Genomic DNA, 25,891 nt, shown 5'->3' on the forward strand with positions numbered 1-25,891 from the left:
GGTCTGTCCGCGAGTCAGCTCAGGCGCTCGATGATGGTGGCGTTGGCGGTGCCGCCACCCTCGCAGATGGTGAGCAGGCCGTAGCGGCCGTTGACCCGCTCCAACTCGTTGAGCAGGGTGGCGAACAGCTTCGCGCCCGTCGCGCCCAGGGGGTGGCCGAGGGCGATGGCGCCGCCGTTGACGTTGACCTTGTCCGGGTCGGCGCCGGTCTCCTTCAGCCAGGCCAGCACCACGGGGGCGAAGGCCTCGTTGATCTCCACGACGTCGATGTCGTCGATCGTCAGGCCCGTCTTCTCCAGCGCCCACTTGGTCGCGGGGATCGGGGCCGTGAGCATGTAGATCGGGTCGGCGCCGCGCGCGCTCACGTGATGGATGCGCGCCCGCGGCCGCAACCCGAATTCCTCGACCGCCCAGTCCGAGGCCAGCAGCGTCGCGCTGGCGCCGTCGGAGATCTGGCTCGCGACGGCCGCGGTGAGGCGGCTGCCCTCGCTCAGCGGCTTCAGTCCGGCCATCTTCTCCAGGCTGGTCTCGCGCGGGCCCTCATCGATCCAGAAGTCGCCGACCGGCACGATCTCGCGGTCGAACTTGCCCTCGGCGATGGCCTTGCGGGCGCGTTCGTGGCTGCGCAACGCCCAGCGCTCCATGTCCTCGCGGCTGATGTCCCACTTCTCGGCGATCAGCTGCGCGCCGTGGAACTGCGACACCTCACCGGTGCCGTAGCGGTGGTCCCAGCCCTGCGCGCCGACGAACGGCGATTCGAAGCCGTACTCCTTGCCGGCCAGCATCGCCGCCGAGATCGGGATGGCGCTCATGTTCTGCACGCCGCCCGCGACGATCACCTCCGCGGTGCCGCTCATGATGGCCTGCGCGGCGAAATTCACGGCCTGCTGACTCGATCCGCACTGCCGGTCCACGGTGACACCCGGAACGGCCTCGGGGTAACCGGCGGCCAGCCAGGCGGTGCGCGCGATATTGCCGGCCTGCGGACCGATCGCGTCGACACAGCCCAGGATCACGTCGTCGACCTGGATCGGGTCGATCGCGTTGCGGCCCAGCAGCCCCTGCAGGGCGGCCGCGCCCAGGTCGGCCGGGTGCACGCCGGCGAGCGCGCCGCCGCGCTTGCCGATCGGAGTGCGCACGGCATCGATGACGTACGCCTCCCGCAGAGGTGCGTACCGACGGCGGGCAGACGGTGCAGACATATCTGACGACTCCTACTCGAGTTGCGCTTCGGGATTGGTGAGCCCGTCCAGCACGATGGTGAGGTATTGCTTGGCGAGGTTGTCCACGGTGATCCGGCCACCGGGCTGGTACCAGCGCACGGCCACCCACACGGTGTCGCGCAGAAAGCGGTATGCCAGTTCGATATCCAGTTCGGGGCGGAAGCTGCCGTCGCCGACACCGCGGCTGAGCACCTGGTGCCACAGCTCGCGGAATTCCTTGTTGTACTGTTCGATGTACTCGAAACGTGGTGTGCCGCTGAGCCTTTTGGCCTCTGCCTGGTAGATGGCCACCGCGGCGTGCCAGCGGTCGAAGGACTCGTAGGACGCGATCACCAACGCCTCCAGCGTGTCTCGCGCCGGCAGGCCCGAGGCGGCGATCTCGCGATAGCGGCCGAACAGGTCGTCCAGGAAGCCGCGCAGGATCTCGTCCACCATCGATTCCTTGGAGTCGAAGTGGTGGTAGAGACTGCCGGATAGAATCCCGGCCGCGTCGGCGATGTCCCGGACCGTGGTCGCACGCAGCCCGCGTTCGGCGAACAGACCGGCCGCCAGGGCGAGCAGTTCGTTGCGACGTGCGGATTTGGATGCGTCAGCTACGGGCACCCGCCCATCGTACAACCAAGCGTTTGCTTGGTCCATCGCGCTCAGCGACATGATCCACCGCGCTCCGGGCTCGGACCACCGCGCGCTCAGCGGATCGAGAAGCGCAGCGGCGAGGACACCGACAGGTCGGCGAGCAGCCGATCGCAGATTGCCACCGGCGACACACCGGCCCGCGCCATCCGCGCGACCAATGCCAGCCGCCGCTCGCAGCTGTCCCATTCGACCGTGAGCGGACCCCGGCCCGGCCCCGCGTCGACGGTCGCCATCGCCCGCGGCGGACCACCCGGCGTGGGCACCTCGCTGATCTTCAGCACCATGCCGCGCTGCCACGCGCGGTAGGTCTCCATATCGGCGCCGACCACCAGCTTGTCGGTCGCGGCACACAGCCCCTCGGCGATGCCGTCGGCGAACGCGTCGCGGTCGAAGCTGAGCCCCCGGCAGCGCCGCACCACCGCGAGCAGATCCGAGCGCACCTCGCAGAGCAGCGCGGTCTGTTTGCGCCGGCGCCGGGCCGAGTCGGTGTCGTCCACGCCGGGCGGCAACAGGCCGATGCGCTGGGCGCGCAACCGGTCGCGCGTCATGTCCGAGCGCAGCGCAGCCTGCGGATCCCGGGCGACGTCGGCCTCGTCCACCGAGTACGCCGCGAGAATCTGCGCGGCCCGCATCGCGGTCGCGTATTCGGAGGTGTGGTCGAGAAGTTCGGCGCCGAGAGTGAGTGCGGCCAGCACGACACTGTCCAGCCGCCGCCGGGCCAGCACTGCCTCACGCACCAGCTCGACTTCGGTTTCTTCGTTGTCTTCCTGACGACGGTCCAGTCCCATGGATGGTGGTCCCTTCGAGAAATTAGGAACCGGCCTCCCTCAGGATTGCACACCCGGGCCTGGTCGGCGCCACCCATTTTCCGTGGTCGCCGCGGACGCTCGTCAGGCGCGCTGGCTGCTCACCGAGACCACCTCGCCGGTGAGGTACGAGGTGTAGTCGCTGGCGAGCATGGCGATGGTGGCCGCCACCTCCCACGGCTCGGCCGCGCGCCCGAACGCCTCACCGGCCGCCAGCCGGTCCAGCAGGTCGGCGGAGGTGACCTTGTCCAGGAACGGGTGCCGGGCGATGCTCGGTGCGACCGCGTTGATGCGCACCCCGAGTTCGGCGGCCTCCACCGCGCTGCAGCGGGTCAGCGCCATCACGCCCGCCTTGGCGGCGGCGTAGTGCGCCTGGCCGTGCTGGGCGCGCCAGCCGAGCACGCTGGCGTTGTTCACGATGACGCCGCCGTGGCCCGCGGAGCGGAAGTACTTCAGCGCCGCGCGAGTACAGCGGAAGGTGCCGTTGAGGGTGATGTCGAGGACGCGGTCCCACTGCTCGTCGGTCATGTCGACCACCGGTGTCTCGCCGCCCAATCCGGCGTTGTTGACCAGAATGTCGATGCGGCCCAAGCGTTCCGCGGCCGCGCGGATCAGCTCGTCGACCTGCTCGGTGCTGGTGACGTCGCAGACCACCGCGGCGACCCGGCGGTCCGGGTGGGCGGCGGCCAGTTCTTCCTCGGTCTGCTTCAATCGCCGCTCGTGCCAGTCGGAGACGACGACGTCGGCGCCCTCGTCGAGCAGGCGCCGCGCGGTCGCCGAACCGATGCCGGTGCCCGCGGCGGCGGTCACCACCGCGGTCCGCCCGGCGAGCAGGCCGTGGCCGGAAACCGGCTGGGGCGCAACGGAAAGGTCTGTCACAGGATGGTCCTTCCTAGCGAGCCTCACGCGGCAGGCCGAGCACGCGTTCGGAGATGATGTTGCGCTGCACTTCGTTCGAACCGCCGTAGATGGTGTCGGCGCGGCTGAACAGGAACAGCCGCTGCCATTCGTTCAGATCGTCGGGCAGGGCGATGAGGCCGGGCGCGCCCAATACGTCCATGGCGAGTTCGCCCAGACCGCGATGCCAGTTGGCCCACAACAGCTTCGACACCGAAGCCTGGCCCGCCGCGGTCCGCGCGTCGACGGTGTCGTGCGCCGATTCGAGGGTGCGCAGCGCGTGCGCGCGCAGCACTCGCAGACCCACCCACGCCTGATCGATTCGCTCGGCGAGCACCGGATCATCCAGCGCGCCATTGTCTTTCGCCACCGCTTCCAGATCGGCCAGCTCGCGCGCGAACCGGATCTGCTGGCCGACGGTGGAGATGCCGCGTTCGAAGGTCAGCGTGCCCATCGCGACCCGCCAGCCCTCGCCGGGCTCGCCGACCACCAGATCGGCCGCGGTACGGGCGTTGTCGAAGAACACCTCGTTGAATTCCGCGGTGCCGGTGAGCTGGATGATCGGCCGCACCTCGACACCGGGCTGTTTCATCGGCACGAGCAGGTAGGACAGCCCCTGGTGCCGGGACGAGCCGGGCTCGGTGCGGCAGATCGCGAAGCACCAGTCGGCGACGTGCGCCAACGAGGTCCAGATCTTCTGGCCGTTGATCGCCCACTCGTCGCCGTCGCGCCGCGCCGAGGTGGTGACGGCCGCCAGGTCGGACCCGGCGCCGGGCTCGGAGTAGCCCTGGCACCACAGCTCGGTGACGGTCTTGATGCCGGGCAGGAAGCGTTGCTTCTGCTCCTCGGTGCCGAAGGCCAGCAGCGTCGGGCCCAGCAGTTCCTCGCCCAGGTGCGAGACCCGGCTCGGCGCGTCGGCCTTGGCGTACTCCTCGTGGAAGATCACCTGCTGGCGCAGCGTGGCCTCGCGGCCGCCGTACTGCCGGGGCCAGCCGAGGCAGGTCCAGCCGGCCGCGGCGAGGTGGCGATCCCACTCCAGCCGCTCGTCGAAGGCCTCGTGCTCGCGGCCGGGCCCGCCCAGGCCGCGCAGTTCGCGAAACTCCCCGTGCAGTTTCTCGGCCAGCCATTCGCGCACGTCGGCGCGGAATTCGGCATCCTGGGAGGATTCCGCCGCGGTACCCGAATCGTGGGTCTGGATCACACTCACTCCGGTAGAGTAACCTACCAAGCACTTGCTTGTTAACCGACAGATTTCCGACTTCGCGGCTCGCCGCGGGAGGACGACCGTGACAACCCCTGCGCAGACCACTCCCCTCGCCCTGCACGAGGCGGCCCGCCGGTACGGCGCCGCGACCGCGGTCATCGATGGCGACGTGCGCCTGAGCTGGACGCAGCTGCTCGACGCGGTCCGGCGGACGGCCGGGGCGCTGCTGGCCCGCGGCGTCGAGCCCGGCGACCGGGTCGCCATCTGGGCGCCCAATACGTTCCACTGGGTGGTGGCCGCGCTGGCCGCGCACTACGCCGGCGCCGCCCTGGTGCCGTTGAACACCCGCTACGTCGCCGAGGAGGCGGCCGATGTGCTGGGCCGGGTGCACGCGAAGGCGCTGTTCGTCACGGGCCCGTTCCTCGGGCGCGATCGCGCGGCCGAGTTGCGCTCGGCCGCACCGGATCTGGTGATCGATACGGTGATCGTGATGCCGGGGGACGCCGACTCGGACAGGTCCGTCGACACCGCCCGCGCCATTCCGAGTCACACGCCTGCTGTCGTCCGGTGGGCGGAATTGGCCGGGCTCGCGGCACAGGTCTCGTCCGACGAGGTGATCGCACGCGCGCAATCCGTTGACCCCGAGGATATTTCGGACATCCTGTTCACCTCCGGCACGACCGGGCGCAGCAAGGGCACGCTGGTCGCGCATCGCCAGGCCCTGGACGTGGTGCGGGCATGGGTGGAGTGCGCCACGCTGAACAGTTCCGACCGCTATCTGGTGATCCCGCCGTTCTTCCACAACTTCGGCTACAAGGCGGCCATGCTGGCCTGCGTGGTCACCGGTGCGACGATCGTGCCGCAGGCCACCTTCGACGTGCCGGAGACGATGCGCCTGGTGCACGAGCAGCGCATCACCGTGCTGACCGGACCGCCGACGATCTACCAGACCATCCTGGACCACCCGGCCCGCGCCACGTCCGACCTGAGCAGCCTGCGGGTCGCGGTCACCGGCGCCGCGACCGTGCCTGTGGTGCTGGTCGAAAGAATGCGCACCGACCTGAAATTCGATGTCGTCGTGACGGCGTACGGCCTGTCCGAGTCGGCCGGATTCGGCACCATGTGCCGCCCCGACGACGACGCCGAGACCATCGCCAACACCTCCGGCGGGCCGATCGCCGGATTCGAGCTGCGCATCGCCGACAACGGCGAGGTGCTGCTGCGCGGCCCCAACGTCATGCTCGGCTATCTCGACGATCCCGAGCACACCGCCGAGACCATCGACGCCGACGGCTGGCTGCACACCGGCGACGTCGGCGTGCTCGACGACCGCGGCTACCTGAAGATCACCGACCGGCTCAAGGACATGTACATCGCCGGTGGCTTCAACGTCTATCCGGCCGAGGTGGAGCAGGCGCTGGCCCGGCTGGACGGCATCGCCGAATCCGCGGTCATCGGCGTGCCGGACGAGCGGATGGGCGAGGTCGGCAAGGCCTACATCGTGCGCCGGTCCGGCGCCACACTCACCGCGGACGACGTGCTCGACCACGCCAAACGCACGCTGGCGAATTTCAAGGTGCCGCGTTACGTCGAGTTCCGCGATCAGCTGCCCTACAGCGCCGCCGGGAAAGTGCTCAAACGGCAACTACGTGAGGAGATTTCGTGACAACCGATGGTGTGCAGCCCGGCGGGGACGGCCCCGACGAGGGCGAGGTCGTCACCTACGAGCGCCGCGGGCCGGTCGCCGTCGTCACGATGAACCGGCCGCGGTACCGCAACGCGCAGAACTCGGTGATGACCTACGCCCTCGACGCGGCCTTCGCGCGTGCCGTGGCGGACGCCGAGGTGAAGGCGATCATCCTGGCGGGCAACGGCGAACACTTCTCCGCCGGGCACGACATCGGTACCCCGGGCCGCGACCACCGGGCGCACTACGACAACAAGGCCGTGCTGTGGTGGGACCACGTCGACCGGGCCGGCGGCGACCAGCGCTTCGCCCGGGAGTCCGAGGTGTACCTCGGGATGTGCCGTCGCTGGCGCGAGATCCCCAAGCCCACCCTCGCGGTCGTGCAGGGCGCCTGCATCGCCGGCGGGCTGATGCTGGCCTGGTCCTGCGATCTGATCGTGGCCGCCGAGGACGCCTTCTTCGCCGATCCCGTGGTGCGCATGGGGATTCCGGGTGTGGAGTACTTCGCCCATCCCTGGATGCTCGGCCCGCGCCGCGCCAAGGAGATGCTGTACACCGGCGACCGGTTCACCGCCGCACAGGCTTACGAGTGGGGCATGGTGAATCGCGTTGTGCCGCGCGAGGAGCTGCTGACGCACGCCCTGGAGCTGGCCGAGAAGATCTCGGCCATGCCGCAATTCGGGCTGGCACTGACCAAGAAGGCTGTCAACCAGTGCGAGGACCTGATGGGGATGCGCGCGGGCATGGACGCGGTGTTCGGCCTGCACCACTTCGCGCACGCGCACAACGCCGAGGTCGGCACGGACTCGCTGGGCGGCATGACCGCCGAGTCGATGAAGGCGAGTGCGACCGCCGACTACACCGAGCAGAACGGGATGAAGTAGATGGATCTGGACTACGACGTCGCTGTCGAGGAGTTCCGGCTCGAGGTCCGGGAGTTCCTGCGCGCCAACGTCCCCGCCGCACCGCTGCCGTCGATGGACACCCGCGCCGGGTTCGAGGAGCACCGCGCCTGGGAGCGCACCCTGGCCGACGCTCGGCTGTCGGTGGTGTCGTGGCCGCGCGAGCACGGCGGCCGCGACGCGTCGCTGCTGGAGTGGGTGCTCTTCGAGGAGGAGTACTACGCCGCCGGCGCGCCCGGACGGGTCAGCCAGAACGGCATCTTCCTGCTGGCGCCGACGCTGTTCGAGCACGGCACACCCGAGCAGCTGGCGCGCATCCTGCCGCGCATGGCCCGCGGCGACGACATCTGGGCGCAGGCGTGGTCGGAACCGGAGGCCGGCAGCGACCTCGCGGGCATCCGGTCGACCGCCCGGCGCGCCAACGGCGGCTGGGTGCTCAACGGGCAGAAGACGTGGAGTTCGCGTGCGGCGTACGCGGATTGGGCGTTCGGATTGTTCCGCAGCGATCCCGAGGCCGAGCGGCATCGCGGCCTCACCTATGTGATGTTCCCGCTGTCCGCGGACGGCGTCACGGTGCGGCCCATCCCGCAACTCGACGGGGAACCCGGATTCGCGGAGATCTTCCTGGACAACGTGTTCGTCCCGGATCGCGATGTGATCGGCACGCCGAACGAGGGCTGGCGGGTGGCGATGAGCACCTCCAGCAACGAGCGCGGACTCTCGCTGCGCAGTCCGGGCCGGTTCAACGCGACCGCGCGGCGGCTGATCGAGCTGTGGCGCACCGCCTCCGACGCGGCCGACACCGCGGCGCGCGACCGCGTGGTGGACGCCTGGGTCGGCGCGGAGGCCTACCGGCTGAACACCCTGGCGACGGTCACCCGGCTGACCGAGGGCGGCAAGCTCGGCGCGGAATCCTCGGTGAACAAGGTGTTCTGGTCCGAACTCGACATCGCCATGCACGAGACCGCCCTGGACCTGCTCGGCCCCGCCGCCGAGCAGAGCAGCGGCTGGACCGACGGTTACCTGTTCTCGCTGGCGGGCCCGATCTACGCGGGCACCAACGAGATTCAGCGCAACATCATCGCCGAGCGGCTGCTCGGCCTGCCGCGGTAGGGGTGCACGACGCATGCGCACTCGAACCACCCACTACCACTCGCCCTTCGATTGGACCGCTCGATGAGATTCGCCCTCTCCCCCGAACAACGGGACTTCGCCGACAGCCTGCGCAAGATGTGCGACGCGGCCGGGACGCCCCGGATCATTCGCGCCTGGAGCGGTGGTGACCACCGCGGCGGCCGCGGGCTGATCCGTCAGCTGGCCGGGGCGGGCGCACTGGGACTGGCCGTCGACGAGGACCACGGCGGCATGGGCGCCGAGGCGATCGACCTGGTGGTAGCACTGCAGGAACTCGGCCGGGCGGCCGTGCCCGGTCCGCTGGTGGAGACGGCGGCGGTGATTCCCACACTGCTGCAAGCGCTTCCGGATACCGCACTGGCCCGGCGGTGGCTGCCCGCCTTCGCCGAGGGCCAGGCGCTCGGCACGATCGCGCTGTCCCCGGACGCACCCGCGGTGGACGCCGACACCGCCGAGGTGGTGCTGGTCGCCGACGGCGACCGGCTGTCGGTGGGGCACCGGGCAGACCACGTCCGCTCGGTCGACGCGGCGCGGCGGCTGTTCACCGTGGTGGCGGATGACGTTGTGGCCGAGGGCGATACGGTGCGCGTGGCCATCGACGCCGCGTTCGACGCCGGGGCGCTCGCCGCCGCGGCCCAGATCCTCGGCGCGGGCCGGACGCTGCTGGAGACGAGCGTGGCCTACGTCAAGCAGCGGCACCAGTTCGGTAAGCCGATCGGGCAGTACCAGGCGATCAAGCATCATCTGGCGAATGCGCTGATCGGCCTGGAGATGGCTGAGCCGCTGCTGTATCGCGCCGCGCTGAGCCTGGATTCGCCGGACCGCGCCCGCGACCTGTCGGCGGCCAAGCTGGCCTGCGCCGACGCGGCCTACCGCACGGCCCGCATCGCATTGCAGGTGCACGGCGCCATCGGCTACACCGCCGAGTTCGATCTGTCGCTGTGGCTGACGAAGGTCACCGCGCTCCGGTCCGCCTGGGGCACAGCGGAATTCCATCGCGCCCGAGTCGGTGCGGCACTGCGGGAAGAGACGGGGAGCCGGGTATGAGCAGCACAGCCGAGTTGCAGGAACTCGCCGCGACGGTGCGGGCCGTGCTGGCCAAGCACGGGGACCGGGACGTGCTGCGGCGCGCGATCGACAGCGAGCGCGGTTACGACGAGCGGCTGTGGCAGCTGCTGTGCGAGCAGGTCGGTGTAGCGGCACTGGCGATTCCGGAGGAATACGGCGGTATCGGCGCGGGGGTCGGGGCCGCGCTGGTCGTGGTGGAGGAACTGGGCCGCACCCTGCACGCGCCGCCCATGCTCGGCTCGGCGGTGCTCGGCACGCAGGCCCTGCTGTGGTCCGGCAATGCCGAGGCCTGCGAACGACTGCTGCCCGAGGTGGCCGAGGGCGCCCGCACGCTGGCACTGTGCTGGGCCGGTCCGCGCGGCTGGGACGACTTCGGCGTCCGAGTGGAGAACGGAAAGCTCACCGGCACAGCACATTACGTACTCGACGGGATCGCCGCCGACACGCTGATCGTGCTCACCTCCGCCGGACTGTACGAAATCGACGCCGTCGCAACCGAAATCACCCGCGCGGCCGCACCGACGATGGACCCGACCCGCAAGCTCACCGAGATCACCTTCGACGGCGCCCCCGGCCGCGCGCTCGGCGGCGACCCGGCCACGGTGACGACCCTGCTGCGCGATATCGCCTGGGCGGCGGTGGCCGCCGAGCAGGTCGGCGCCGCGGACCAATGCTTGCAGCTGACCGTCGACTACACCCGGTCCCGCGTGCAGTTCGGCCGCCCGATCGGCAGCTTCCAAGCCCTCAAGCACCGCATGGCCGACATGTACGTGCTGGTGGAATCGGCCCGCTCGGCCGCCTACGCCGCGATCGCCGGGCTGCCCGAACGCACCGGCGCGACGGCACCGGCGCCCGTGCACCCCGACGCGGCCCTCGACCTCGCCGCTGCCCGTATCCACTGCTCCCACGCCTACAGCGCGGTCACCGGCGAGATGGTCCAGATGCACGGCGGCATCGCCATCACCTGGGAACACGAGGCCCACCTCTACTTCAAGCGCGCCCACGCCGACGCCCAACTCTTCGGCGCCCCGGCCCGCCCCTTGGCCCGCCCGGCCTGAGACACCGAGGGCCGCAGGCTACTTCTCCAGTTCGTTGATCAACCGTCCCAGATCTGCGAGAGCCTTTCGACGAGCGCGCATCACATCCATGTTGGATTCGTCGAGACGCTTCGCGAAGTCGAGGAGCGCCATTGCCTTTCGTGCCAACGCCATCAGCTCCGTCCGGCCGATATGCGCCTCCACCAGCCATGGGACCGCTTCATCGGCGAGGATCACAAAGGTGTGCGGCGCCAGTACACCGTCGATCGCGATCACCTTGAACAGGTCTTGGACGGCATCCACGGCCAAGGCGGCCGACTCCAGCGACCGGCTCTTTCTCGCCATCTGGAGACGGACACGGGCGAACGTCGTCAGGACCTTGCTGTCGTCTTCTCCGCCCTCGAGCGTGCGGGCCGTCATCAACGCGTTCAGCGCGAGGGCCGGAGCGCCTTTCTCGAGTTCGTAAGAGCCCCGCTGCAGCCAGTAGTGAAAGTCGTTGTCCAGCAGATATTCGACACTCTCATAGATATCCCTGACATCCTGTACCGACAACCTCATACGGATCATGTAGGAATGGTTCATGAGCGCGATGAGCACTCGGCGCTCCGGCAGGGAATTGTCGGGGCGGTCGCTGGCCGCCGCGGCGTACGCACGCAATGTCCCGGCCAGCACCGACGAGAAGATCCCGCGTTTCTGCAGGTACTTCCGCACCTCCTCGGCAATGACCCGGTGGCGCACGGCGTAGTATATTCCGCCGTCGACGCTCTGCATCAGTCCGCTGTCCTCCAGACGATTCAGCGCCTCCCATTTCAGATTGGGATCACCGTCCGCCGATTCCATGGCGATATCCGGAGTGATCACACCGCTCTCCGCGGTAGCCAATGCGGCCGCGCCGTAAATGCTCAGGTCCAGATCGACGAGCGAATCACATTCACTGGATATTCTCTTGGCGAAGGAGAGACCGTAGGTTATCTGCATCATTCCGACGAGCAACTGACCTTCGGAATCCTTCATCAGCATGTCGCTCAGGTCTCGATCGGACCAGCGCCGGTTGGGCACCATATTATGGTCACGGAGTTTCGCGACGAGCCGGGCCGCATCACCCACCGTGAGATTTCTGTCGTCGAAGCGTTTGAGGCCGGGCACCGTTTCTATCATGTTGTACCAGACCGATCGAACGCCGGCGATGACGATTCTGCGCTTCTTCCGGTATTTGGCCAGATCGCTCAGCAGCCGCTCCGCCCAATCACCGAAGCCGTCGGCGTCGTCGACGATTATCACCTCGTAGACATCGGCGTCCACCTTGTCGACTATGCTGGAAATTCGACTTATCTGCTGCCCCGACCGTGACCCCACCCACCCGACCGCGACGCCCTTCGCAACCAGTCGGAGCGCGATTTGCATCAGGGTTGTCGTACGGCCCGAACCGGCCGTTCCGGACACCACCAGTATGTCACCTGGACTGCATTTATCGATTCTCTCCTCGAGCCTGTCCAGTACCGACAACTCCGCCGGTATCCTGTCCACCACGTCGCCCCACTTGGGCTCCAGACCCCGTAGATATTCGCGCCGCCCCGGACCCGCGTGCAGCGTTTTCGCCCGCACCGACAGATCGATCCCCGCACTCTGTCGGCTACGTCGTCGTGAGATTCTGTCGAGTCCCTCGGATACTTTCTGATTCGAGGTGGACAGGCAGGAATTGGCGAACTCTGCCACGGAGGATCGGATCCATTGAACACCATAGGTCGACAGCGCCGCCTCGTAGACCTTGGGTAGGTTCGGACACACCAGAAACGCCGCGGGCCTGATTCTGTCGTTGGTTGCGCTGCGCCGGGTTATATAGGCCCACAGGTCGGTGTATGCGATCGAATCCGTCAGGAATACGACGGTGGATCGTGCCAGTAGCTGTGCGGAGAATCTGGTCCAGGCCCCGTAATGTTCGGATGCCGGAGCTTCCGTGCCGAACCTGATATCACCCGTCCCGTCATCGGCGACCACTCCGTTCATGTGGTAAAGGAATCTGTCCGTCACACCCGGCAATCGATAGGGCGCCGTCGTGGCGTCGACGACGCTGTAGTCCAGCGGCTTCAAGCCCGGGACCGACCGTAGTTTGTCCACCGCAGCGAGCGGAGACAGATTCAGGACGGCGGCCCACGGTCCGGACAGTACGCGGTGAGTCAAACTCACCATGGCGTCCGACGGCTGCCCGAAGTGTTTTCGCAACAAGGCCCGTGCGGTGGCGGCGTCCTTACCCTTAAGGGTGTGGAACAGCATCTGCGATGATGCATGGTCATCGTCCACATTGCCGAGACCCAGATTGCTCGACGCCTCCGACCGAAAGGCTTTGAACGGCGTCTCCGCGCCCTCTCCGTCGATAGCGGCGATATCACCGAGCACCGCCGTCATTCCGCCGGAACGCACCGTTTCGAAGAAACGTTTCTGCACTTCTTCTCTACTGTATCCGTCGCTCGCCGCCAGCTCTTTCACAGGCTTCAGCGGCGTCGGCCCGCCCGTCGGATGTGGCGTCGAGGCCGATCGCGGATTCGCAATTGTGAGGTTGTGCGCGCGTGTGGATATCTCGCCCGGCTCCAGCCCGAAGGTAGGACTTCGATCGAATTGCGACGCACCGATCTGCGTGATGGAGATACTTCTCGGCCATATCCGCGCCGTGACTCCCGAAATGTCTTTCCTGATGGTGATCACAGCGTAGCCGTGTTCACGACTGTACTTTTTGTTCGAGTTATCCCACTCGGCGCCGAAGAGCGACTGGCCCTGATGGATGAAATGCTGAGCTTCGGTCTGCACTCCTTCCAATCGATATTTCTCGAGATGCAGATGCCCGCACAGATGCAGCCGCACGGTGGTGGCGCCGTTGAAAACCACGTCGCGCACCTCGGCGGCATTCGACAACCAACTCAACGGGTGGTGCGTGAGCAGTATCGACACGTCGTTATGCTGTGACCATTTCGGTAGGTTGCCGCCGCAGGCGGACTGCACCAGCGCGGGCGGTACACTCAGCACACCTTCCTGCGCCCAATCCGAGATATGACGAAAAGCCGTGTTGACACCGACAAATCCGATCCGCAAGCCATCCTTTTCGTAGGTCGACGCGAAATCACCCGGCAAGCTACCGGTGGTATCGCGCGGCAGCATCGTCACCGGCGTTCGGCGAGCCCACGAAATATACTCCTCGAAAACTTCCTCGATGAACTGACGGACTTCGGCGCCCTCGGCGAGCAGGTCCTTCGCCATGTCATCGCTCCACATGCCCTCCAGGAACAGCTGCGGCAGCGTGTTTCTTTTCGCCGGCCGCCGGACATCGTGATTGCCGGGCACACACACCATCGACGCGAATACACCGCTGGCTTCGTACAGCGACAGCACCAATTCACTCAAAAATTCATTGGCGGCTTCGTACTCGGCCGGCGCGGCGGTGTTCGCCAGGTCGCCGGTGAAGGCTATGAGATCGATCGGGCCCGCCGCGGGGATCACATACTCGATCAAATCCCGAAGTAGCAGGCTCTCTACCGTCGGCCAGTGACCGGGCATTTGGGATTGCCCAAAGTGTATGTCGGTAAGGTGCAGAATATTTATTCTCGCAGCATTGGCCACTACCCTACTGTCCCGTCACTCCATACCCCCTGGCGATCGGACATTCGGTCCGATCTCGAAATATCACTGTGCCATGCACCGGAACAAGACACAACTGCGGCTTCAAACAATCTCCTGGAATGATTTTCGCCCCGGCCACACCAGCACCCACCCCGCAGTGGCGCGACTCACAGCCGAGATACATAGTTAGCCTATGTACATAGATAGTTAGTAGATGTAAACTAACTTTCTGTGCAGTCGAGCCGGGCCGGCCGACTCGCACCACCGATCCGGCGACTCCAGAGCCGTGGTCGTCGAGGATCGAGCACATTCCGATTCAGGAGCGTTGATGAGCACCACACTCTCGCCGCGCGCCGCCACCGACGTGCCTGCCACCGCGAGAACCAAACAGCCGAAATCCGTCTGGGCCGTGGCCTTCGCCTCGGTCATCGCCTTCATGGGGATCGGCCTGGTCGACCCCATCCTGAAGCCGATCGGCGAACAGCTGCACGCCTCGCCGTCGCAGGTGACGCTGCTGTTCACCAGTTACATGCTGGTCACCGGCGTCGCCATGCTGATCACCGGCGTGATCTCCAGCCGCTTCGGCGCCAAGAAGACCCTGCTCGCCGGGCTCGCCATCATCGTGGTGTTCGCGGCGCTGGCGGGCGGTTCCGGCACGGTCGGGCAGATCGTCGGCTTCCGCGCCGGGTGGGGGCTGGGCAACGCGCTGTTCATCGCGACCGCGCTGGCCACCATCGTGGGCGCGGCCACCGGCGGCGTGGCGCGGGCCATCATCCTGTACGAGGCCGCGCTCGGCATCGGCATCGCCGCCGGACCGCTGGTCGGCGGCTTCCTCGGCGGATTCAGCTGGCGCGCACCGTTTTTCGGTGTCTCGGTGCTGATGGCGATCGCCTTCGTCGCGATCGTGGTGCTGCTGCCGCAGAGCCCGAAGCCCACCCACCGCACCTCGATCGTGGCGCCGTTCAAGGCACTGCGCTTCCCCGGTCTGCTGCTGGTGAGCGTCACCGCGCTGCTGTACAACTACGGCTTCTTCACCCTGCTCGCCTACACCCCGTTCCCGCTCGACATGGGCACCTACGCGATCGGATTCATCTTCTTCGGCTGGGGTTTGGCGCTGGCGCTGGCATCGGTGGTGTTCGCGCCCCGGCTGCAACGCGCCTTCGGCACGGTCCGCATGATCGCGCTGGCACTGGCGTTGTTCGCGGCCGACCTGGCCGTGATGGCCCTCTGGGCCGACCACAAGCCGGTCCTGATCGTCGGCACCGTGCTGGCGGGCCTGTTCCTCGGCGTGAACAACACCCTGATCACCGAGGCCGTGATGATCTCCGCACCCGTGGAGCGCTCCACCGCGTCCGCCGCCTACAGCTTCGTCCGCTTCGCCGGCGGCGCAGCCGCCCCCTACCTCGCCGGCAAACTAGGCGAACACCACATGGCCCTGCCGTTCTGGGTAGGCGCGGCCTGCACCGCCCTCGGCGTCCTCATCCTCCTCACCTTCCGCCACACCCTGTCCCACGTCGACGACCACGACCCCGCCGAACACAGCGTCACCGAGGCCGAAGCGATCACGGTCGGCGACGACTGAATCGGCCCGTCGCGCGGTTCAGTGCCGGAGCACCTGCACCTCTCGGACGGGCGGGGTCCTGCCGAGCCGGGCGCGGAGAGGGTAGATGGCCGCCACCACGAGAAGGGTGACGGTGGAGGAGATGAGTTGGGTGCGCATGGTGGACATGAGGGCGGCGGAGATCAGGACCGCGGCGAGGACGGCGATCACCGCCCAGCTCAGGTAGGGGTGGAACCACAGGCGGTAGGTGAGGGCGGCGGGGTCTTCGCGTTGCAGGCGGGCTCGCAGGCGTAGCTGGGAGAGCATCACCGCGAGGTAGAGGAAGGCCAGCAGGACGCCGATGGAGTTCACCAGGAAGGTGAAGACCCGGTCCGGGGAGACGTAGGAGGCCACCACCGCGCACCACGCGGCGACCGTGCCGAGCAGCACCGCCCGTGCCGGAACACCGCGGCGGTTGACCCGCACCAGCCCGGCCGGGGCGTCGCCGTCGCGGGTGAGCACGTAGAGCATGCGGGAGGACACGTAGATCGCGGAGTTCAGCACCGAGAGCACCGCGGTCAGGATCACCACCTGCATCACCGTGCCCGCCGCCGGAACGCCCATGGTGTCCAGCGCGCTGACGAACGGGCTGGTCAGCACCTTGGCGTCGTCCCACGGCAGGATCGTCACGACCAGCAGGATCGACGCCACGTAGAACAGCCCGACCCGCCACAGCACATTGCTGGTGGCCCGCGCCACCGCCTTCCCGGGTTCGGCGCTCTCGGCGGCGGCCAGCGTCACGATCTCGGTGCCGCCGAAGGCGAAGATCACCACGACGATCGCCGACAGCACCCCGTCCCACCCGTTGGGTACGAAACCGCCGTGCGCGGTCAGATTGTCCACTCCCGCACGGCCGTCCGGCCACCAGCCCAGCACGTACAGCACGCCGAGGAGCAGAAACACCACGATCGCGGCGACCTTGATGGAGGCGAACCAGAACTCGAACTCCCCGAACGAGCGCACCGAGATCAGGTTCACCGCCGTCATCACGACCAGCAGCGCGGCCGCCAGAATCCACTGCGGCAGGTCGATCCACTCCGCCAGGATCGCCGCGCCCGCCGTCGCCTCGGCGCCGACCAGGATCACGTACATGTACCAGTAGAGCCAGCCGACGGTGAATCCGGCGAAGGGCCCCAACGCCATTCGCGCGTACTCGGCCAGCGACCCCGCCACCGGCCGAGCCACCACCATCTCGCCCAGTGCCCGCAATACGCACAGCACCAGCACACCGGCCACCGCGTAGGACACCACCGCCGCCGGGCCCGCCGTCTTGATGACCGAACCGCTGCCCACGAACAGCCCCGCGCCCACCGCGCCGCCGATCGCGAGCATCGTCATGTGCCGACGGCGCAGGCCGGTGCGCAGACCCTCGCGCGCCGCGCCGGTCGTCTCGTCCATTGCTCACCTTCTGTTCGCCCAGATGTTGCCGTGTCACCCTAGCGGCCCCCAGCGACGCGTTGAACACGCAGGTCGCGCCGGTCAGCCGGAAATTGCCCGACCTTGCGACGCCGCTCCGGAGCCGGGGTGTGTTCACCGTTCGGGAGTACCGTCGGCGGGTATGACCGAAACAACCCGGGGCCGTGTTCGCACCGAACCCGGTCGCAAACGGGTGCGGGCCTACGCCGACGGCCGACTGGTGATCGACACGGTCGCACCGACATTGGTGTGGGAGGGCCCGCACTACCCGACCTACTACCTGCCGGTCGCGGACCTGCGCGCCAAGCTGGAACCCACCGGGTCCACCCGGCACTCGCCCAGCCGCGGCGAGGGCGTGGAATACGACGTGGTGATCGACGGCATCACCAGATCCGCTGCGGCCGTGCGCTATCCGGACTCGCCGATCCCGGAGCTGCGCGAGCTGGTGCGGCTGGAGTGGGATCTGATGGACGAGTGGCTCGAGGAGGACGAGCCCGTCTACGTGCACCCGCGCGATCCCTACACCCGCGTCGACATCCTGGCGAGTTCCCGGCACGTCCGGGTGGCGGTCGCCGGGCAGACCCTCGCGGACTCGCACGCACCGCGCATTCTCTTCGAAACGGGTTTGCCGCCACGGTATTACCTCCCGCTGACCGATGTCCGGACCGAGCTGCTGACGCCGTCCACGACCCGGACCCGCTGCCCCTACAAGGGCACGGCCGAGTATTTCGACGTCCGGGTCGGCGATGCCGAATACCGCAATCTGGCATGGATCTACCGCACCCCGCTGCCGGAAAGCCAGAAGGTTGCCGGTCTGGTCTGCTTCTACGACGAGAAGGTGGATGTCTTCCTCGACGGCGAATTGCAGGAGCGCCCGAAGACGCCGTTCAGCTGACCTGGTCGCAGAGCAACTGCTCGACCAGCTCCGGCACGGCGGCGCCGATCGGATCGCGGACGACCTCGGTGGCCCACGGATCGTAGGGCGTGGGCTCGGCATTGACGATGACCAGCGCCGCCCCGTTCTCCACGGCGACGGCGCACATCGACGCGGCGGGCTCCACCTGCAGAGAACTGCCGACGGCTAGGAAGATATCGCTCTCCAACGCGATCTGCCGCGCCTCGTGCACGGCGCCCGGATCCATCTGCTGACCGAACATGACGGTGGCGGCCTTGAGAATGCCGCCGCAGACCGGGCACGGCGGATCGGCCTCGCCCGCCGCCACCCGTCGCAGCGTATCGGCCATCGTCGCGGTGAAATCGCAACCGACACAGACGACTTCGAACATGTTGCCGTGGATCTCCACCACCGACTCCGGCGGCGTGCCGGCCCGCTGGTGCAGGCGGTCGATGTTCTGCGTGATGATCCGGACGTCCCGCTCCCGCCCGAGCCGGGCCAGGGCGCGGTGCGCGTCGTTGGGTTCGGCCTGCCAGGCCGGATTGTCGCGGCGGGCCAGCCACGCGCGCCGGCGCAGTTCGGGATCGGCCACGTAGTTCTGATATGTGGACAGCAGTTCCGCGATCGGGTCCTCGGTCCACACGCCGCGCGGCCCGCGGAAGTCCGGAATGCCGGAGTCGGTGGAGATGCCCGCGCCGGTGAGCACGCCGATGGGGCCGGTCCGCTGTCGCCACCCTGTGGTCATACTCCCAGATTAAGTACACCGGCCGGTGCCGCGGCTTTTGATACGCTCGTGTATCCGAGCCCTGTGGGGAGGAGCCTGGCGTGTCGACATCCCTCGAGACCGACAACCCGTCCCCGGCACGACGGATGACCAAGCGCCGGGCCAAGACCCGGCGGCGGCTGCTGGACGCGGCCTTCGAGGCGTTCGCGGACGAAGGGTTCGGGCGCTGCACCGTGGAGCAGATCTGCGAGCGGGCCGGATTCACCCGGGGCGCCTTCTACTCCAACTTCACCTCGCTGGAGGAACTGTTTCTGGCGATGTGGGAGCAGCGTTCGGGACAGCTGCTGCACGAGATGACCGCGGTGCTCGAGGATGAGACGCCCGCGCCCGCCACCGACCTCCGAGCGGATGTCGAACGGGTATTGCGCGCGGTTCCCTTGGACGAGAAGTGGTTTCGGATCACCTTCGAATTCACCGCGCACGCCCTGCGCAATCCGTCGCTGCGCCGGGTGATGGCCGCCCGCGAGGAGGCGATCGACGCGGCGCTGCGCCCCGTGGTGACCGAACTGCTGGCGCGCGCGGGCCGCACGGTCACCGACCCCGCGGCGCTGGGCCGCGCCCTGGTCGCGGTGCACGACGGCACCGCCACCCAATGCCTGATGGAACCGCACAGCGAGACAGCCCGCCGACAACGCATCAACCTGTTCACCCACGTCGTGCTGGCCTACAGCGAACCACGAGACGCATAGGCGGAGAGGAACATTCATGACCGAGCGCCCCGAGTTGGCGGCCGCACTGGACCTGCAACCGCACCCGGAGGGCGGCTGGTACCGCGAAACCTGGCGCAGCCCCGTACAATTCGTGCCCGACGGCTACGACGCCCCCCGCGCGGCAGCGACGGCAATCCACTTCCTGCTGCTCCCCGGCGAGAAGTCCGCCCCCCACACCGTCCGCTCGGACGAGCTATGGCTATGGCACCGCGGCGGCCCGCTCCTGCTCAACATCGGAGGCGAGGAAATAGTCCTCGGCCCCCACGTCGAACAAGGCCAACTCCCGCAAGCGGTAATCCCCGGCGGCGTAAGCCAGTCAGCACGCCCCGCAACCGACGAATACGTCCTCGTCAGCTGCATCGTGTCCCCCGGCTTCGACTTCGCAGACTTCCACCTCGACTGACAAAGACCGCCCAACCACCTACCCATCCCCGCCCAGCTTCGATTCCACCAACTTCCACCCAACCCGACCCAACCCAACCCCCTCCGCCAAAAACCTCCCCTGTAGCCCGCCAACCCCGTAAGTTTTCGGCGCGTCTCGGTTTTCGGGTGCCGCTGCAAAGCGACGAAGGAGCCAGCAGCGGCACCCGAAAACCGAGACCAAGGGCGCCGAAAACACGCCGGAGCGAAGCGAAGGCCAAAAATACAGCCATTCACTCCTCCACGCGCAGCACACCCTGGTCAACCGCCTCATCGATCGCCTGCTCCAGACTAGGACAGGAATCGGGCCGACCAGGCCCCCCAACCAGCGCCTTGAAAACCGGGCAGTGATCGGCCGGATTCACCGTCCACTGCACCGACTTCTGATGCGAACTGGCCTTACGGACCAGCACCTCGGTACCGCAACTGCGACACGCGACCGGGGTCAGCCCGTCCTCGAGGTAGCGCTGCTTGTCGACGACCGTCTGGGCGCGCACCTGTTCCCGCCGTCCGGGACGGTCCGCGAAATCGGGTGCCTTCGCCCAGGTGGCCATCAGGCTGTCGCTTCCTGCTTGTCGGCCGACTCTTCCTCCCGCTTGCGCCGCAGGTTCTCGGCGACCTCGGCCTCCCAGACCTCGTTGGCCTTGGTGGTGTCGACCTCGAATTCGAAGCGCTGCACCATCTTCGGGTCGATATCGGCGACGTCGACGTAGAACTGCTCGTACCAGCGGCGCAGCTGATAGACCGGGCCGTCCTCCTCGCACAGCAGCGGGTTGTCGATCTTGGACTTGTGCTTCCAGATCTCCACGTCCTGCAGGAAGCCGACGCTGATGCCCTCGGTCATCTTCTTGGCCAGCTTGTCGGCCATCTCCCCCTCGACGCCCTTCGGCTTCTCCAGGGTGATGCCCCACTGCAGCACGAACGAGTCCTGCGACACCGGGTAGTGGCAGTTGATCAGCACGCTGTTGACCTCGAACCCGCTGTAGATGTTGGTCAGCGGGTTGATCATGTACGACGGGCCGAAATAGGAGGCCTCCGACTTCAGCAGCGTGTCGCCGCCGTACTTGGAGGCCATGCCGATATCCGGGCGCCCCTTCGTCTCCAGATACTGCGTCGCGATGTGACCTTCGAAGACGTTCTTGAAGAAGGTCGGGAACGCGTAGTGGATGTAGAAGAAGTGCGCCATGTCGACGACGTTGTCGATGATCTCGCGGCAGTTGGCGCCCTCGATCAGCATCGACTCCCAGGTCCACTCCGTCCAGCCGCTGTCGAGCTGATCGGTGAAGTTGCCCTCGGCGTCGCTGTAGGGCCCCTTGATGAAGGGGATGTCGACTTCCGGCGGCGGCGGGTTGCCCTCGTGGTCGTGCCAGACGAACAGCTGACCGTTGCGTTCCATGGTCGTCCACGACCGGGTACGAGCCAGCGGCGGCACTCGGCGCGCGTACGGAATCGAGGTGCAGCGGCCGTTGCCGCCCCAGCGCCAGTCGTGGAACGGACAGGCGATGGAGTCGCCCTTGATCTCGCCCATGCTCAGGTCGCCGCCCAGGTGCCGGCAATAGGAGTCCAGCACCTTGATCTCGCCGTTGCTGTCGGCCCACACGACGAGCTTGGTGCCGAACGCCTGCACAGCGTGCGGCTTGCCGTCGCGGAACGGTGCGGCCAGACCCAGGCAATGCCAGCCCCGCGCATAACGGGTGGGGGCGGCCCCGACGTCGATCTCACGGACCTTCCCGCCCCGTGGTGGGGTTCCTGCCATCGTGATCCCTCCTCTGAAGTACTAGAACACGTTACAGAATCGTCCGCATGGACGCCAGCTATTCCCTTGACGACCAGGCAAAGGGCATCCTTAGCAATGGACGGACACCCGTTCTCGACAGGAATAAGAACGTGTTCTAGTCTCAAGACTAGTATCGGTCTCACCACAGCAGGTCGACGGCCGATGAATTCGTTCCGATCGACCAGGCAGGAGCAGCCCCCGAGATGACGCAAGAAGTAACAGAGCGGGTCGAAGCGCTGTTGCCGACGCTGCGCGAACGTGCGCAGGAGGCAGAGGATCTACGCCGCATCCCCGACGAGACCATGAAGGCGCTACAGGCCACCGGCTTCTTCCGTTTGGTGCAGCCGAAGCAGTGGGGTGGCTACGCCGCCGATCCGGTGATCTTCTACGACACCGTGCGCAAGATCGCCGGCGCGTGCGGCTCCACCGGCTGGGTGGCGGGCATCATCGGCATCCACAACTGGCATCTGGCGCTGTTCGACCAGCAGGCACAGGAGGATGTCTGGGGTGAGGACACCGAGGTGCGAATCTCGTCGTCCTACGCCCCGATGGGCGCGGGCACCGTCACCGACGGCGGTTACACCGTCAACGGTTCGTGGGCCTGGTCGTCGGGCTGTGAGCACGCCGACTGGGTATTCGTCGGCGGCCCGGTGATCAAGGACGGGAAGCCGGTCGACTTCGGCAGCTTCCTGATCCCGCGCAGCGACTACCGCATCGATGACGTGTGGAATGTGGTGGGGCTCAAGGGCACCGGCTCCAACACCGTGGTGGTGGACAACGTGTTCGTGCCGCGCCACCGCTTCCTGTCGTTCCGCGCCATGAGCGAACTGACCGCGCCCGGCCTGGCGCAGAACACCGACCCGGTGTACAAGATGCCTTGGGGCACAATCCATCCCACCACCATCGCGGCGCCGATCGTGGGCATGGCCTACGGCGCGCTGGAGGCGCACGTCGAGCACCAGGGCAAGCGTATCCGCGCCGCGTACGCCGGCGAGAAGGCCAAGGAGGACCCGTTCGCCAAGGTCCGCATCGCCGAGGCGGCCAGCGACATCGACGCCGCCTGGCGGCAGCTGTCGGGCAATGTCGCCGACGAGTACGCGCTGCTGGTGGCGGGCGAGGACATCCCGTTCGACATCCGGGCGCGGGCCCGCCGCGACCAGGTGCGCGCGACCGGCCGGGCGATCACCTCGATCGACAAGCTGTTCGAAAGCTCGGGCGCCACCGCGCTGGCCAACGGCACTCCGCTGCAACGGTTCTGGCGCGACGCGCACGCCGGGCGGGTGCACGCGGCCAACGATCCCGAGCGGGCCTATGTCATGTACGGCACGCACGCCTTCGGGCTGCCGGTCACGGACGGGATGGTGTAGATGACCGCGGTTTCGGAGCTGACGTTCGAGTCGACCTCCCGCTACGCGCAGGTCCGCCCGGACCTGAAGCTGCACTACCACGAGGCGGGTGTGGGCAACGGGCCGACGATCGTGCTGCTGCACGGCGGCGGGCCGGGCGCCTCGTCCTGGTCGAACTTCGCCCGCAATATCGACGTGCTGGCGCGGAACTTTCACGTGCTGGCCGTGGATCAGCCCGGATTCGGGTTGTCGGACAAGCCGACCGAGCATCCGCAGTACTTCGTGCACAGCTCGTCGGCGCTGAAGGATCTGCTCGACACCCTCGAGATCACCGATCGTGTGCACCTGCTGGGCAATTCGCTCGGCGGCGGCACGGCGGTGCGGTTCGCGCTCGACTATCCGGACCGCGCGGGCAAGCTCGTGCTGATGGGGCCGGGCGGATTGAGCACCAACCTGTTCGCGCCCGATCCGACCGAGGGCGTGAAGGCGCTGGGCAAGTTCAACGTCGAGCCGACTCGGGAGAATCTCGAGACGTTCCTGCGGATCATGGTCTTCGACCAGAAGCTGATCACGCCGGAGTTGATCGAGGAGCGGTTCGCCTCGGCGTCCCAGCCGGAATCGCTGGCGGCCACGCGCGCGATGGGTAAGTCGTTCGCCTCGGCCGACTTCGAGAAGGGCATGCTCTGGCGCGACGCCTACAAGCTGCGCCAGCCGGTGCTGCTGATCTGGGGTCGCGAGGACCGGGTGAACCCGATCGACGGCGCGCTGGTGGCGTTGAAGACGATTCCGCGCGCGCAACTGCACGTGTTCGGGCAGTGTGGGCACTGGGCGCAGCGCGAACGTTTCGACGAGTTCAACCGGCTCACAGTGGATTTCCTCACTCCGAAGGAGAAGTGACCATGGGTATTCGAGCGCTGGGGTACATGCGCATCGAAGCCACCGACATGGCGGCCTGGCGGGAGTACGGGCTCAAGGTGCTCGGCATGATGGAGGGCGACGGACCCGATTCCGACGCGCTCTACCTGCGCATGGACGAGTTCGCGGCGCGGCTGGTGATCGTGCCGGGCGAGCATGACCGGCTGCTGGTGTCGGGCTGGGAGGTCGCCAATGCGGCCGAGCTGCAAGAACTTCGGGAGCGGCTGTCGGCCTCCGGAGTGGCCTTCAAGGAAGCCACGAAGGAGGAACTCACCGACCGCCGCGTCGAGGGCATGATCCGGTTCGAGGACCCGTCCGGCAACACGCTGGAGGCGTTCTACGGAATGCAGTACCTCGCACGGCGTTTCGTGAGCCCCTACGGCCACAGGTTCGTCACCGCCGAGCAGGGCCTGGGTCACGTGGTGCTGACCTGCACCGACGACGCGGCGGCGCAGGAGTTCTACCAGGGCGTGCTGGGCTTCCGGCTGCGTGACTCGATGCGGCTGCCACCGCAGATGGTCGGCCGCGATGCCGACGGCGAGCCCGCCTGGCTGCGGTTCTACGGCTGTAATCCGCGCCACCACGCGCTGGCGTTCCTGCCGCTGCCCAACCCCACCGGTATCGTGCACCTCATGGTCGAGGTGGAGAACTCCGACGATGTCGGGCTCTGCCTGGATCGCGCGCTGCGGCGCAAGGTGAAGATGTCGGCCACCCTCGGCCGGCACATCAACGACAAGATGCTGTCGTTCTACATGAAGACCCCCGGTGGCTTCGACATCGAATTCGGTTGCGAGGGACTGGAAGTCGAGGACGAGAACTGGATCGCCCGGGAGTCGACCGCGGTCAGCCTGTGGGGCCACGACTTCAGCATCGGATTCAAGTAGCGAGTCAGGAGTACAGGACATGACGGCGGACGGCGTGGCCGAGTTTCCGGAGATCGACGCACGACAGTTCCGGAATGTGCTGGGGCAGTTCTGCACCGGCATCACGGTGATCACGACCTTCGGCGACGACGGTGCGCCGGTCGGATTCGCCTGCCAGTCCTTCGCCGCCCTGTCCCTGGAGCCGCCCCTGGTGCTGTTCTGCCCCACCAAGGGCTCGCGCACCTGGGCGGCCATCGAACAGGCGGGCAGGTTCTGCGTGAACGTGCTCGCCGAGGAACAGCAGCAGGTATGCGCCCGCTTCGGTTCCCGCGAACCCGACAAGTTCGCCGGAATCGGCTGGCGCGCAACGGAGCTGGAGCTGCCGCTCCTGGACGACGCCCTCGCCACGATCCAGTGCACAGTGTCGAGCGTCGTCGACGGCGGCGATCACCACATCGTGATCGGCCGAGTCCTGGCCCTGTCGGAGTCCACCGACTCCGGCAGGCCGCTGTTGTTCTACCGAGGCCAATACACGGCCATCGAGCCGGAGAAGACCGTCCCCGCCCCCTGGCGAGCCGACCTCGAACACTTCCTCACCACCACCACCCTCGACACCTGGCTGTGAAGCACGGCAAGCCGCGACTGACGGCAACCCAGCTGACCGAGCGTCACCGAGAACTACCGCGCGAGACAGCACCGAGACCACTAGAGTGGATGCATGTCCCACCTGGACCGTATTACCTCTGATCCGGATATCTGCCACGGCAAGCCGGTGGTAAGAGGACTGCGCTACCCCGTCGAGATGGTCTTGGATCTCCTCGCGGCTGGTATGAGCAACGACGAGATCCTCGAGGACTACCCCGACCTGGAACGTGACGATTTGCTAGCCGCGCTCGAATACGCGGCGCTGGTGACTGCTCGCAGGACGACGATCCCCTTCGACGCGGCGTGAGGTTTCT

24 protein-coding genes are annotated in these 25,891 nt (G+C 67.3%); 14 read left to right on the top strand and 10 right to left on the bottom strand.

From position 1 onward, the window contains the following. Positions 1 to 14 precede the first annotated feature (14 nt). From ACFMRZ_RS19800 to ACFMRZ_RS19820, 5 genes are all read right to left on the bottom strand, one after another. Positions 15 to 1,166 (bottom strand): acetyl-CoA C-acetyltransferase, encoded by a 1,152-nt coding sequence (locus tag ACFMRZ_RS19800; protein ID WP_400182915.1) that lies wholly within the window; start codon positions 1,164 to 1,166, stop codon positions 15 to 17. A 48-nt stretch (positions 1,167 to 1,214) separates the two neighbouring features. Then, on the bottom strand, positions 1,215 to 1,826 hold the full coding sequence (locus ACFMRZ_RS19805) for a TetR/AcrR family transcriptional regulator (protein WP_280274960.1): 612 nt from the start codon (positions 1,824 to 1,826) through the stop codon (positions 1,215 to 1,217). An 86-nt stretch (positions 1,827 to 1,912) separates the two neighbouring features. Further along, on the bottom strand, positions 1,913 to 2,647 hold the full coding sequence (locus ACFMRZ_RS19810) for a hypothetical protein (RefSeq protein WP_280274961.1): 735 nt from the start codon (positions 2,645 to 2,647) through the stop codon (positions 1,913 to 1,915). A gap of 102 nt (positions 2,648 to 2,749) precedes the next feature. Further along, positions 2,750 to 3,544: an SDR family oxidoreductase gene (locus ACFMRZ_RS19815; protein ID WP_400180293.1), complete on the bottom strand. Its 795-nt coding sequence runs from the start codon at positions 3,542 to 3,544 to the stop codon at positions 2,750 to 2,752. 13 nt (positions 3,545 to 3,557) lie between these two features. After that, positions 3,558 to 4,760 (bottom strand): acyl-CoA dehydrogenase family protein, encoded by a 1,203-nt coding sequence (locus tag ACFMRZ_RS19820; protein ID WP_400182916.1) that lies wholly within the window; start codon positions 4,758 to 4,760, stop codon positions 3,558 to 3,560. 88 nt (positions 4,761 to 4,848) lie between these two features. Here ACFMRZ_RS19820 and ACFMRZ_RS19825 point away from each other — a divergent pair, with 88 nt between their 5' ends. The 5 genes from ACFMRZ_RS19825 (at position 4,849) to ACFMRZ_RS19845 (ending at position 10,615) form a co-directional block, all read left to right on the top strand. Beyond that, positions 4,849 to 6,432 carry a FadD3 family acyl-CoA ligase gene (locus tag ACFMRZ_RS19825; protein ID WP_400180294.1) on the top strand — a complete coding sequence of 528 codons (1,584 nt, stop codon included), beginning with the start codon at positions 4,849 to 4,851 and terminating at the stop codon, positions 6,430 to 6,432. Then, positions 6,429 to 7,337, top strand: coding sequence for an enoyl-CoA hydratase (locus ACFMRZ_RS19830; protein WP_400180295.1), 909 nt, complete (start codon positions 6,429 to 6,431; stop codon positions 7,335 to 7,337). The genes ACFMRZ_RS19825 and ACFMRZ_RS19830 overlap by 4 nt, the downstream gene beginning before the upstream one ends. Next, a complete protein-coding gene (locus ACFMRZ_RS19835; protein ID WP_400180296.1) occupies positions 7,338 to 8,468 on the top strand; it encodes an acyl-CoA dehydrogenase family protein in 1,131 nt (376 codons plus the stop codon). A gap of 63 nt (positions 8,469 to 8,531) precedes the next feature. Beyond that, a complete protein-coding gene (locus ACFMRZ_RS19840; protein ID WP_400180297.1) occupies positions 8,532 to 9,536 on the top strand; it encodes an acyl-CoA dehydrogenase family protein in 1,005 nt (334 codons plus the stop codon). Further along, positions 9,533 to 10,615: an acyl-CoA dehydrogenase family protein gene (locus tag ACFMRZ_RS19845; protein WP_400180298.1), complete on the top strand. Its 1,083-nt coding sequence runs from the start codon at positions 9,533 to 9,535 to the stop codon at positions 10,613 to 10,615. The genes ACFMRZ_RS19840 and ACFMRZ_RS19845 overlap by 4 nt, the downstream gene beginning before the upstream one ends. A gap of 18 nt (positions 10,616 to 10,633) precedes the next feature. Here the strand turns inward: ACFMRZ_RS19845 and ACFMRZ_RS19850 are convergent, their stop codons facing one another. Next, positions 10,634 to 14,206: a metallophosphoesterase gene (locus tag ACFMRZ_RS19850; protein ID WP_400180299.1), complete on the bottom strand. Its 3,573-nt coding sequence runs from the start codon at positions 14,204 to 14,206 to the stop codon at positions 10,634 to 10,636. A 328-nt stretch (positions 14,207 to 14,534) separates the two neighbouring features. Here ACFMRZ_RS19850 and ACFMRZ_RS19855 point away from each other — a divergent pair, with 328 nt between their 5' ends. Next, entirely contained in the window at positions 14,535 to 15,788 is a 1,254-nt protein-coding gene (locus tag ACFMRZ_RS19855; protein WP_400180300.1) for an MFS transporter, read from the top strand. An 18-nt stretch (positions 15,789 to 15,806) separates the two neighbouring features. Here ACFMRZ_RS19855 and ACFMRZ_RS19860 read toward each other — a convergent pair whose 3' ends face one another. Beyond that, complete coding sequence (locus tag ACFMRZ_RS19860) at positions 15,807 to 17,204, bottom strand: amino acid permease (protein WP_400180301.1); 1,398 nt, start codon at positions 17,202 to 17,204, stop codon at positions 15,807 to 15,809. 160 nt (positions 17,205 to 17,364) lie between these two features. On the opposite strand from ACFMRZ_RS19860, the gene ACFMRZ_RS19865 reads away from it, so the two are divergent. Further along, positions 17,365 to 18,117, top strand: a complete 753-nt coding sequence (locus ACFMRZ_RS19865) for a DUF427 domain-containing protein (protein ID WP_400180302.1) — start codon at positions 17,365 to 17,367, stop codon at positions 18,115 to 18,117. On the opposite strand, the gene ACFMRZ_RS19870 is transcribed toward ACFMRZ_RS19865, so the two are convergent. Then, positions 18,110 to 18,862: an SIR2 family NAD-dependent protein deacylase gene (locus ACFMRZ_RS19870; protein WP_400180303.1), complete on the bottom strand. Its 753-nt coding sequence runs from the start codon at positions 18,860 to 18,862 to the stop codon at positions 18,110 to 18,112. The two genes, ACFMRZ_RS19865 and ACFMRZ_RS19870, sit on opposite strands and share 8 nt — an antisense overlap. Before the next feature lie 125 nt (positions 18,863 to 18,987). Between ACFMRZ_RS19870 and ACFMRZ_RS19875 the strand changes: the two genes are divergently transcribed. Continuing rightward, entirely contained in the window at positions 18,988 to 19,590 is a 603-nt protein-coding gene (locus tag ACFMRZ_RS19875; RefSeq protein WP_280271871.1) for a TetR/AcrR family transcriptional regulator, read from the top strand. 16 nt (positions 19,591 to 19,606) lie between these two features. Then, positions 19,607 to 20,014: a cupin domain-containing protein gene (locus ACFMRZ_RS19880; RefSeq protein WP_400180304.1), complete on the top strand. Its 408-nt coding sequence runs from the start codon at positions 19,607 to 19,609 to the stop codon at positions 20,012 to 20,014. 250 nt (positions 20,015 to 20,264) lie between these two features. On the opposite strand, the gene ACFMRZ_RS19885 is transcribed toward ACFMRZ_RS19880, so the two are convergent. After that, positions 20,265 to 20,585, bottom strand: coding sequence for a hypothetical protein (locus ACFMRZ_RS19885; protein ID WP_400180305.1), 321 nt, complete (start codon positions 20,583 to 20,585; stop codon positions 20,265 to 20,267). After that, complete coding sequence (locus tag ACFMRZ_RS19890) at positions 20,585 to 21,787, bottom strand: Rieske 2Fe-2S domain-containing protein (protein ID WP_280275836.1); 1,203 nt, start codon at positions 21,785 to 21,787, stop codon at positions 20,585 to 20,587. Before ACFMRZ_RS19890 ends, ACFMRZ_RS19885 begins: the two co-directional genes overlap by 1 nt. Positions 21,788 to 22,011: 224 nt before the next feature. On the opposite strand from ACFMRZ_RS19890, the gene hsaA reads away from it, so the two are divergent. The 5 genes from hsaA to ACFMRZ_RS19915 all read left to right on the top strand — a co-directional run bounded on the left by hsaA (position 22,012) and on the right by ACFMRZ_RS19915 (position 25,884). Next, positions 22,012 to 23,175 (top strand): 3-hydroxy-9,10-secoandrosta-1,3,5(10)-triene-9,17-dione monooxygenase oxygenase subunit, encoded by a 1,164-nt coding sequence (gene hsaA, locus ACFMRZ_RS19895; protein WP_280275837.1) that lies wholly within the window; start codon positions 22,012 to 22,014, stop codon positions 23,173 to 23,175. Then, a complete protein-coding gene (gene hsaD, locus ACFMRZ_RS19900; RefSeq protein ID WP_280361704.1) occupies positions 23,176 to 24,051 on the top strand; it encodes a 4,5:9,10-diseco-3-hydroxy-5,9,17-trioxoandrosta-1(10),2-diene-4-oate hydrolase in 876 nt (291 codons plus the stop codon). 2 nt (positions 24,052 to 24,053) lie between these two features. After that, the gene (gene hsaC / locus ACFMRZ_RS19905; RefSeq protein WP_280275839.1) at positions 24,054 to 24,953 is read left to right on the top strand and encodes an iron-dependent extradiol dioxygenase HsaC; all 900 of its coding nucleotides are present in this window, start codon (positions 24,054 to 24,056) and stop codon (positions 24,951 to 24,953) included. 19 nt (positions 24,954 to 24,972) lie between these two features. Continuing rightward, positions 24,973 to 25,557 (top strand): 3-hydroxy-9,10-secoandrosta-1,3,5(10)-triene-9,17-dione monooxygenase reductase subunit, encoded by a 585-nt coding sequence (gene hsaB / locus ACFMRZ_RS19910; protein ID WP_400180306.1) that lies wholly within the window; start codon positions 24,973 to 24,975, stop codon positions 25,555 to 25,557. A gap of 93 nt (positions 25,558 to 25,650) precedes the next feature. After that, complete coding sequence (locus tag ACFMRZ_RS19915; protein ID WP_280361703.1) at positions 25,651 to 25,884, top strand: DUF433 domain-containing protein; 234 nt, start codon at positions 25,651 to 25,653, stop codon at positions 25,882 to 25,884. The last annotated feature ends 7 nt before the right edge of the window (positions 25,885 to 25,891 follow it).

Source organism: Nocardia sp. N2S4-5 (genome assembly GCF_044628355.1).
GTDB lineage: Bacteria > Actinomycetota > Actinomycetes > Mycobacteriales > Mycobacteriaceae > Nocardia > Nocardia wallacei_B.

Bases quoted from the DNA above. Each gene is read 5' to 3' on its own strand.
- ACFMRZ_RS19860 (WP_400180301.1), bottom strand. From the start codon at position 17,204: ATGGACGAGACGACCGGCGCGGCGCGCGAGGGTCTGCGCACCGGCCTG.
- hsaC (WP_280275839.1), top strand. From the start codon at position 24,054: ATGGGTATTCGAGCGCTGGGGTACATGCGCATCGAAGCCACCGACATG.
- ACFMRZ_RS19845 (WP_400180298.1), top strand. From the start codon at position 9,533: ATGAGCAGCACAGCCGAGTTGCAGGAACTCGCCGCGACGGTGCGGGCC.
- hsaA (WP_280275837.1), top strand. From the start codon at position 22,012: ATGACGCAAGAAGTAACAGAGCGGGTCGAAGCGCTGTTGCCGACGCTG.
- ACFMRZ_RS19855 (WP_400180300.1), top strand. From the start codon at position 14,535: ATGAGCACCACACTCTCGCCGCGCGCCGCCACCGACGTGCCTGCCACC.
- hsaB (WP_400180306.1), top strand. From the start codon at position 24,973: ATGACGGCGGACGGCGTGGCCGAGTTTCCGGAGATCGACGCACGACAG.
- ACFMRZ_RS19840 (WP_400180297.1), top strand. From the start codon at position 8,532: ATGAGATTCGCCCTCTCCCCCGAACAACGGGACTTCGCCGACAGCCTG.
- ACFMRZ_RS19810 (WP_280274961.1), bottom strand. From the start codon at position 2,647: ATGGGACTGGACCGTCGTCAGGAAGACAACGAAGAAACCGAAGTCGAG.
- ACFMRZ_RS19870 (WP_400180303.1), bottom strand. From the start codon at position 18,862: ATGACCACAGGGTGGCGACAGCGGACCGGCCCCATCGGCGTGCTCACC.
- ACFMRZ_RS19875 (WP_280271871.1), top strand. From the start codon at position 18,988: ATGACCAAGCGCCGGGCCAAGACCCGGCGGCGGCTGCTGGACGCGGCC.
- ACFMRZ_RS19885 (WP_400180305.1), bottom strand. From the start codon at position 20,585: ATGGCCACCTGGGCGAAGGCACCCGATTTCGCGGACCGTCCCGGACGG.
- ACFMRZ_RS19865 (WP_400180302.1), top strand. From the start codon at position 17,365: ATGACCGAAACAACCCGGGGCCGTGTTCGCACCGAACCCGGTCGCAAA.
- ACFMRZ_RS19835 (WP_400180296.1), top strand. From the start codon at position 7,338: ATGGATCTGGACTACGACGTCGCTGTCGAGGAGTTCCGGCTCGAGGTC.
- ACFMRZ_RS19880 (WP_400180304.1), top strand. From the start codon at position 19,607: ATGACCGAGCGCCCCGAGTTGGCGGCCGCACTGGACCTGCAACCGCAC.
- hsaD (WP_280361704.1), top strand. From the start codon at position 23,176: ATGACCGCGGTTTCGGAGCTGACGTTCGAGTCGACCTCCCGCTACGCG.
- ACFMRZ_RS19915 (WP_280361703.1), top strand. From the start codon at position 25,651: ATGTCCCACCTGGACCGTATTACCTCTGATCCGGATATCTGCCACGGC.
- ACFMRZ_RS19890 (WP_280275836.1), bottom strand. From the start codon at position 21,787: ATGGCAGGAACCCCACCACGGGGCGGGAAGGTCCGTGAGATCGACGTC.